The sequence below is a fragment of the Salinisphaera sp. genome (genome assembly GCF_035690525.1).
Classification (GTDB): domain Bacteria; phylum Pseudomonadota; class Gammaproteobacteria; order Nevskiales; family Salinisphaeraceae; genus Salinisphaera.
In genome coordinates this window covers 1-6,526 of the sequence record NZ_DASSKM010000122.1, presented here as the reverse complement: position 1 = coordinate 6,526, position 6,526 = coordinate 1, and the positions used below count along the sequence as shown (strand labels likewise).

6 protein-coding genes are annotated in these 6,526 nt (G+C 68.9%); 2 read left to right on the top strand and 4 right to left on the bottom strand.

Features of this window, described 5'->3' with window-relative positions; translation table 11 throughout:
• Window positions 1-267: 267 nt before the first annotated feature.
• Together VFJ08_RS09065 and VFJ08_RS09060 are read right to left on the bottom strand one after the other, a co-directional pair.
• Window positions 268-1,323 (bottom strand): 3-deoxy-7-phosphoheptulonate synthase, encoded by a 1,056-nt coding sequence (locus tag VFJ08_RS09065; RefSeq protein ID WP_324996877.1) that lies wholly within the window; start codon window positions 1,321-1,323, stop codon window positions 268-270.
• 429 nt (window positions 1,324-1,752) lie between these two features.
• Window positions 1,753-2,718 carry a LysR family transcriptional regulator gene (locus VFJ08_RS09060; RefSeq protein WP_324996876.1) on the bottom strand — a complete coding sequence of 322 codons (966 nt, stop codon included), beginning with the start codon at window positions 2,716-2,718 and terminating at the stop codon, window positions 1,753-1,755.
• A gap of 76 nt (window positions 2,719-2,794) precedes the next feature.
• On the opposite strand from VFJ08_RS09060, the gene VFJ08_RS09055 reads away from it, so the two are divergent.
• Together VFJ08_RS09055 and VFJ08_RS09050 are read left to right on the top strand one after the other, a co-directional pair.
• Window positions 2,795-3,985 (top strand): MFS transporter, encoded by a 1,191-nt coding sequence (locus VFJ08_RS09055; RefSeq protein WP_324996875.1) that lies wholly within the window; start codon window positions 2,795-2,797, stop codon window positions 3,983-3,985.
• A gap of 7 nt (window positions 3,986-3,992) precedes the next feature.
• Window positions 3,993-5,318 (top strand): lipase family protein, encoded by a 1,326-nt coding sequence (locus tag VFJ08_RS09050; RefSeq protein ID WP_324996874.1) that lies wholly within the window; start codon window positions 3,993-3,995, stop codon window positions 5,316-5,318.
• 15 nt (window positions 5,319-5,333) lie between these two features.
• Here VFJ08_RS09050 and VFJ08_RS09045 read toward each other — a convergent pair whose 3' ends face one another.
• Both VFJ08_RS09045 and VFJ08_RS09040 read right to left on the bottom strand, forming a co-directional pair.
• Window positions 5,334-6,125, bottom strand: a complete 792-nt coding sequence (locus VFJ08_RS09045) for a metallophosphoesterase (RefSeq protein ID WP_324996873.1) — start codon at window positions 6,123-6,125, stop codon at window positions 5,334-5,336.
• A 32-nt stretch (window positions 6,126-6,157) separates the two neighbouring features.
• On the bottom strand, window positions 6,158-6,526 hold a 369-nt coding region (locus VFJ08_RS09040), incomplete at its 5' end, for an SDR family oxidoreductase (protein WP_324996872.1).

The window sequence follows — 6,526 nt, the reverse complement described above, 5'->3', positions numbered from 1 at the left end:
AACCCCAAATCGTGTCAGCCAAGACGCAGAGCGCCGACCGCAGTCATTCTGCGGTCAAGCTCTGCAACGCCGGATGGCGCGATTTGGGGCCGCAACCCGAAGGGCCGGGGCCATTTTGCCGCAATCCTGCGTTGCAGCGCGCTACGGTAGAATGACTACCGTACGCCCGCTGCGCCTTGTCTTGCGACAAAATGGCCGCCGGCGCGGCGTCGTATGAAGCGGCAACAGGCCCTATATTGTCGCATGTTGCGCGGTGCTACGAAGCGCCTAACGCCCGCAGGCCGCGCGAATCGCGGCCGCCGTGGTCTCCCAATCCAGGCATTCGTCGGTAATCGATACGCCGTAGGTCAAATCCGCGCCGAGCGGCTGTTTGCCGTGCGCGATATGGCTTTCCAGCATGACCCCGGCGATCGCCGATTCGCCGGCCCGCCGGCGCGCGGTCAGATCGGCCATGACCTCGGCCTGGCGTGCGGCGACCTTGCCGCTGTTGGCATGGCTGCAGTCGACGATCAGACGTTCGCACGCGCCGACCGCGGCCAGCGCCTCGCTGGCCCGGGAGACGCTAGTCGCGTCGTGATTCGCGCCGTGGCGCCCGCCGCGCAGCACCAGATGCGCATCCGGGTTACCCGGCGCGGCGATCGCCGCCGGCCGGCCGTCGCGATCGGTGCCGAGATAACACTGCGGATGCGCGGCCGCGGAAACGGCATCGATCGCGGTGCCGATCGAGCCGTCGGTGCCGTTCTTGAAACCGACCGGCAATTCCAGCGCGCTGGCGCGCTCGCGGTGGGTCTGGGATTCCGTCGTGCGTGCGCCGATCGCCGCCCAGGACAACACGTCCGACAAGTAGTCCGCCACGATCGGCGTGAGCAGTTCGGTGGCGATCGGCAAGCCCAACTCGGCCAGCTCGATCAGCAGGCCGCGCGACGCCGCCAGGCCGGCGTCGATATCGTTGCCGCCATCGAGATGCGGATCGTGCAGCAGACCTTTCCAGCCCACCGTGGTCCGTGGTTTTTCCACATACGCGCGCATCACCAGCACCGCCTCGTCGGCGCACTCCTCGGCCAGTTCGGCCAGCCGCGCGCCGTAATCGAGCGCCGAGGCCCGGTCGTGCAGCGAGCACGGCCCGGTGATGACCAACAAGCGCGGATCGCGGCCGGCGAGCACGTCACGCACCACATCGCGCTGGTGGGCGATACGCGCGGCCAGCAACGGCTCCACGGGCAGCCGCGCGGCCAGTTCGGCCGGCGTGCTCAACCGTGTCGGCGTGGCGCGGGGGCGGGATTCGGTTTCGAGATTACAGGCTGTGGCGTGTTGCCGGGACATGATCGGCTCCCAGTTCGCACCGCAACGCGGCGCAGGTCGACGGAATGGCGGACGGTCGAGCAGCCGGGCATGGCGCCGGGCCCCGGTAGAAAAACTGGTATGACATGAAAAGGCGGATCACGATTTTCGTCTCCTCGCGTTGCATTGCTGGCCTCGCCGGCAAGAAAAAACCCCCGGCCGGGAGATCCGACCGGGGGTTTTGGCAAACGCGTGGTCAGGCTCCCGGGTCCGGGCGCCTGTCCGTATCGGTTCAGGCGCCTATGCGGCTAAACCAATACCCGTAAAACTGGTGCGATCGCGATTCCACGCCTGCACACGCCGCCGCCGTGGCGACTGCGATAAGCTGGGTTGAAGCGGAATCACACATAACGCGATAGAGGTTAGGCCAGACCGGGCGGGAAAATCAACAAAAAATTCGCCGGCATCCGCTCAGAAGGTTTCGCGGGCGATGGCCACGATGCGCTCGCGCAGCCAGCGGTGCGCGGGGTCGTGATGATCCAGTGCGCCCCAGGCGATGCCGATCTGGAATTCGCTCAGTTCGATCGGCGGCTCGAGCACCGCGAGACCGAGATGGCGCGCCTGATAGCGCGCGATCCGGGCCGGTAGGGTCGCGATCATATGGCTTTCGGCCACCAGTTGGCGCGGCAATTGGTAATGCCGGGTGAGCACGCTGATCTCGCGCGCCAGTCCGCGATCGGCCAGCGCCTCGTCCAGGCGCGACAGGCCCACGCCGGTCTGAGTGATCAGCACGTGCCGCTGGGCCAGAAAAACCTCCAGCGTGAGCGCGCCGCCGGTCTCGGCCAGCGCCGGATGATCCCGGCGGATCAGACAGGCGAGCCGGTCGCGCCACAGCCGTTGATGATGGAAATTAGCCGGCAACTGGCCGAACTGATTGACCAGAAAATCCGCCTCGCCGCGCTCGATCTGGCCAATCGCGTCCCCAGAGGCCGACAGAATATTGAGCGCGATATGCGGCGCCTCGGTTTCGAGTACGGCGACCACGTGCGGCATGAGCACCGAGGCCGCGTAGTCGGTGATCAGTAGGGTGAACAGCCGTTCGGCGGTGGCCGGCTCGAAGGCCCGGTTGGGCGCGATCGCGGCTTCCATTTGGGCGAGCGCGTGGCGCAGCGGACGCCGCAGCTGCTCGGCCCGCGCGGTGGGCTGCATACCGCCGGCGGTGCGCACCAAAACCGGGTCGCCGAGCAGCTTGCGCAGGCGCTTGAGCGCGTTGCTCATGGCCGGCTGGGTGATGTGCATCGCCTCGGCCGCGCGGGTCACGCTACGCTCGCGCAACAGCGCATCCAGCATCACCAGCAGATTAAGATCGATATCGCGAATATTCACCGGATGAATGATAGCGCCGGCCGCGCTGATCGACGAATCGGCGCGGCGCATTTTTTGGCACACCTATCGTGCATTCGATGCCCGCGGCCCGCAGAATAGCGCTCTTCGCTCAACCGCTTCTGCCCGCATGACCGCTACGCGCGCCACTCGCGACGTCGGCAACCGCCGCCTGTTGACGCTGGCCGGCCTGCTCCTGGTCGCGCTCAATCTGCGTCCAGCGCTGACCAGCGTATCGCCGGTGCTCACGCGGATCGGCGACGGGCTCGGCCTGACATCGACCGGTCTGGGCGCGCTGACCACCCTGCCGGTGTTCTGCCTGGGGCTAGCCGCCCCGCTCGCACCGCGCCTGGCGCGCCGGCTGGGGCCGGAGCGCGCCGTGCTCGCGGCTCTCGTGATTCTGGCGCTGGCGCTGATCGCACGCCCCTACACCGCCGGTCCGGGCCTGTTCATCGGCACCGCGATCGCCGGCGGCGCCATCGGCATCATGGGGGTGCTGCTGCCCGGCCTGGTCAAACGCGATTTTCCCAGTAATGTCGGCATCATGACCGGGCTCTACACCATGGCGCTGAACCTCGGCGCCTCGCTGGCCGCCGGCGCCACCGAGCCGCTGCGGCTGGCCTTCGGCGGCGCCTGGCGGCCCGCACTGGCGTTCTGGCTGATACCCGCGGTGGTCGCGGCGCTGGCCTGGATCGCCCAGATGCACGCCGTCGCCAAGCCCGCCGCCAAGCCAGGCGGGCCCCAACGCGTCTATCGCGATCCGCTGGCCTGGCAGGTCACGGCCTTCATGGGGCTGCAGAGCACGTTGGCCTATATTGTGTTCGGTTGGCTGCCGACCATTCTCGCGGACCGCGGCATGGCGCCGGTCGCCGCGGGCCTGGCGTTGTCGGTCTCGATTCTGGTTCAGGTCGGGAGCGCGCTCGCCGCCCCGGCCATCGGCGCTCGGATGCGCGACCAGCGCGTCGTGCTGAGCCTGGTCGTGACGATTACGCTGACCGGGCTGGCCGGCTGCCTCTATGCGCCGCTGTCGCAGATCTGGTTCTGGATCGCGGTGCTGGGCCTCGGCCAGGGCGGCAGCTTCGCCATGGCGCTCACCCTGCTTGCGCTGCGCGCCTCGGACGCCCAAACGGCCTCCGAACTGTCCGGCATGGCGCAGGGGGTCGGCTATGTCACCGCCGCCCTCGGGCCGTTGGCGGTGGGTCTGATCCATCAGTGGTACGGCACGTGGTCGGCGATCGGCGTGTTCATCGGCCTGATCGGGCTGGCGGCGATCGCCGCCGGGCTCGGCGCCGGCCGAAATCGGCTGGTTTGCCCGCACTAATCCTGCCATGACACATCGCGGCCGATTCCGACCACGCCGCGCGCTCGCAGCGGTCGGCCTGGCGCTTCTGGCCGGCTGTGTCCAGGCGCCGCTGCCCGGCCCGATACGGCCGGCGCCCGGCGCGCCGCCGGCCGGGGCGATCGCCTACCCCGCGCCCGGCCCGCCGTTTCTGGCCACTGCCGACGACCCGTTCTATCGGCAACCCGGCGCGACCCGGCTGGCGGCGATGGCGCCGGGTACCATCATCCGCTACCGCCCGATCGTGCCGCGCGCCTATCGGGTCAGCCATGTGCAGGCGCACGCCTGGCAGTTCGTCTATCGCAGCACCGATACCCAGGGCGCGCCGGTCGCGGACGTGGCCACGCTTGTCGTACCGCCGCGAGCGCGCCGCCGGTTATTGTCCTATCAGGTCGCCTACGATGCGTTGAACCCGGTCTGCGCGCCGTCGCAGGAGATCGTGCGCGGCACCCTGATCGAGCAATGGTTCGTTTCCAAGGCGCTGCGCCGCGGCTGGCCGGTGCTGCTACCGGACTACGAAGGCCCGAAGCAGGCTTTCGGCGCCGGACGCAACGCCGGCTATGCGGTGCTGGATGCGATTCGGGCGGCGCGCGCGTTCGCGCCGGCCCGGCTTATCGATGCCGAGGCGCCGGTCGCGCTGTGGGGCTATTCCGGCGGCGCCTTCGCCAGCCTATGGGCCGGCGAGCTGGCGGCCAATTATGCGCCGGGGCTGCCGATCGTCGGCATCGCCGCGGGCGGACCACCGGCCAACCCGCTCGCCACCGCCCGCCATATCGACGGCGGCGTTTTCGCCGGCATTTATTTCGAAGCCGCGCTCGGGCTCGCCCGCGCCTACCCCGGGCTCGAACTCGACCGCTTGCTCAACGGGCACGGCCGGGCCATGCGGCGCAAGCTCGCCCATAGCTGCCTCGGTCAGGAGCTGGCCTGGGTCCGCGATCCGCTGCTGTCCGGTTACAGCTTCGCCGAGATGAAGCACTACGTGACGGTCGACGACCTGCTGTCGCTGCCCGCGGTGGCGACCGTGGCCCGCGCCAACCGGCTGGGCGGCCACGGCCTGCCCGCGCCGCTGTTCTATTACGCGGGCTGGTTCGATCAGCTTACCCCGCGCGATCAGGCGCGCGCGCTCGCACGGCGTTATTGCGACGCCGGGGTGGCGGTGGATTTCGACTGGATCGTGGGAGAGCATCTGTCCAGCGCCTTGATCGGCGCCGGCGGCGCGCTCGATTTTCTGAGCCGCCGCTTCGCGCGCCGCCGCACCCCCGACGACTGCCCGTCGATCGAGAACAAATGGCCGGCTCGGGCGGCATCGGGATAGCCGGCAGCGCCCGGCTCAATCGACGACGCGCCAGTCGTGGACGATATCCGGCTCGTTGTCGTCGGCCGCGAACGACCACAGCGTGTCGTCGCCGGCCGCGGCGATCGACAACCGCCCGCGCGGCAGGAACACCCCGGTATCCAGCCAGCGCGTGTTGGCGTGCGCCACCGCCGCCGGCATCGGCGTATGCCCGAAGAACACGCGATCCACGCCCGTGACGCCGATCTCCATGCGCGCCCGGTGGCCGTCGAGCCGCGCCTGCAGCGCGCCCGCGCGTTCGCGGCTCCATACCGCGTGATCGAGCACGGCGTCGCGTTCGTCCGCATCAACAAGCGCCGCCATCGTCGCGGGCCAGCTGGCAAAAGGCACATCGGCGTGCACCAGACCGATCTGGCGACCGTCGGCGAGTTCGACCGCCAACGCATAAGGCAAGCGGCCGATCGGCGCCAGCAGCGCGCCCGCCTGCGCATCGGCGATGTGCTCGAACCAGGCGCCGCCGTTGTGGTACCACAACGCGCGGGCGCCCGGGTCATGGCGCTCGCCGCCGACCGCGTCGAGCATCATCTGCTCGTGGTTGCCGCGGATGGCGAAGAACCAGGGCTGGATCAGAAAATCGGCCGCACGGGGGCTCTCCGGCCCGCGATCGATGAGATCGCCGACCGACAGCAGCCGGTCGCGTTCCGGATCGAAACCGAGCCGCGACAACGCCGACTCGAGCAGGCCGAAATGGCCGTGGATATCGCCCACGACATAATCCTCGCCGCGGGTATTCGGCGACAACCGCTGAATGCGTTCGAAACTCTGCATACGCCATGCATCCATGCGCGCCGCAGTCCGGCCTACGGCGAAACCTGCTTGGTCGGCATGACCAAAATTTCCTGGGCGTTGACGTGGCCCGGCTGGGCGAAGGCATAGACCAGCGAGTTGGCGATATCTTCCGCGGTCAGCGCCTCGACCTTGTCGCGGCGTTCGGCCATCGCCTCTTCGGTTACGTTGAAGCCCCAGTTGGTGTAGACCGCACCGGGCTCGATTAGCGATACGCGGATACCCTCGCCGCCAAGTTCCTTGCGCAGGGCGTCATGGAAACCGACCACCGCGAACTTGGTCGCGTTATACACCGACCAGCCCGGCACGCCGTAACGTCCGCCCACGCTGGAGACGGTCGAAATCATCGGCGCCGCGCGGCCTTTCATCAGCGGGATGGCGGC

Bases quoted from the DNA above. Each gene is read 5' to 3' on its own strand.
- VFJ08_RS09065 (WP_324996877.1), bottom strand. From the start codon at position 1,323: ATGTCCCGGCAACACGCCACAGCCTGTAATCTCGAAACCGAATCCCGC.
- VFJ08_RS09045 (WP_324996873.1), bottom strand. From the start codon at position 6,125: ATGCAGAGTTTCGAACGCATTCAGCGGTTGTCGCCGAATACCCGCGGC.
- VFJ08_RS09060 (WP_324996876.1), bottom strand. From the start codon at position 2,718: ATGCGCCGCGCCGATTCGTCGATCAGCGCGGCCGGCGCTATCATTCAT.
- VFJ08_RS09050 (WP_324996874.1), top strand. From the start codon at position 3,993: ATGACACATCGCGGCCGATTCCGACCACGCCGCGCGCTCGCAGCGGTC.
- VFJ08_RS09055 (WP_324996875.1), top strand. From the start codon at position 2,795: ATGACCGCTACGCGCGCCACTCGCGACGTCGGCAACCGCCGCCTGTTG.